Annotated in this window: 1 protein-coding gene; it reads left to right on the forward strand. The window is 34.3% G+C overall.

Going from position 1 to position 737, the window contains the following annotated elements; translation table 11 throughout:
* Nucleotides 1-162 precede the first annotated feature (162 nt).
* Nucleotides 163-737: FAD-dependent oxidoreductase (locus OYV_RS04165; protein ID WP_042068465.1), on the forward strand; the 575-nt coding region annotated here is incomplete at its 3' end.

Genomic DNA, 737 nt, shown 5'->3' on the forward strand with positions numbered 1-737 from the left:
CAATTCAATCCAACTTTTGTTGAACCCAAATCAGACCAAAATCCCAATGAAGACAACCCCAAAAACAAAGACAACACAATAGACGAAATAAACGAATTAAATTAAACAAATGATAAATAAATGATTATAAAACCCAAAAAAACAATCAAGAAAGGTACTCAAATGATCTACGATAGCATTGTTATTGGAGCAGGACATGCAGGTGTTGAAGCTGCTTTAATATTGGCAAAAAAACATAATACTTTACTCATTACAGGCTCCTTAAAACAAGTTGCTTCCTTACCTTGCAATCCTTCTATCGGAGGTCCTGCCAAAGGTGTTGTAGTACGTGAAATAGATGCTTTAGGTGGTGTTATGGCAAAAGCTGCAGATCTTGCACAAATTCAGATCAAAATGCTTAACTCTTCCAAAGGTCCTGCAGTAAGAGCTTTAAGAGCTCAAATTGATAAATTAGAATATCCTCAAATTATTTTAGAAATATTACAAAAAACCCTCAATTTAACTCTATTGGAAGGGCTCGTAAACAATCTAGTCATCCAAAACAACCAAGTTCAAGGAGTCTGTCTTATTGATGGAACAAAAATTAATGCCAAAACTGTCATTATCACTACAGGAACTTATTTAGCAAGCCAAATTTTAATTGGAGATACCAAAAAATCCTCGGGACCTAATGGCGTTCCTACAACTTACGGTATCAGCACTCAATTAAAAGAATTAGGTTTTGAAGTTATTCGTTT

The sequence above is a fragment of the 'Chrysanthemum coronarium' phytoplasma genome, from assembly GCF_000744065.1.
Taxonomy (GTDB): domain Bacteria; phylum Bacillota_I; class Bacilli_A; order Acholeplasmatales; family Acholeplasmataceae; genus Phytoplasma; species Phytoplasma asteris.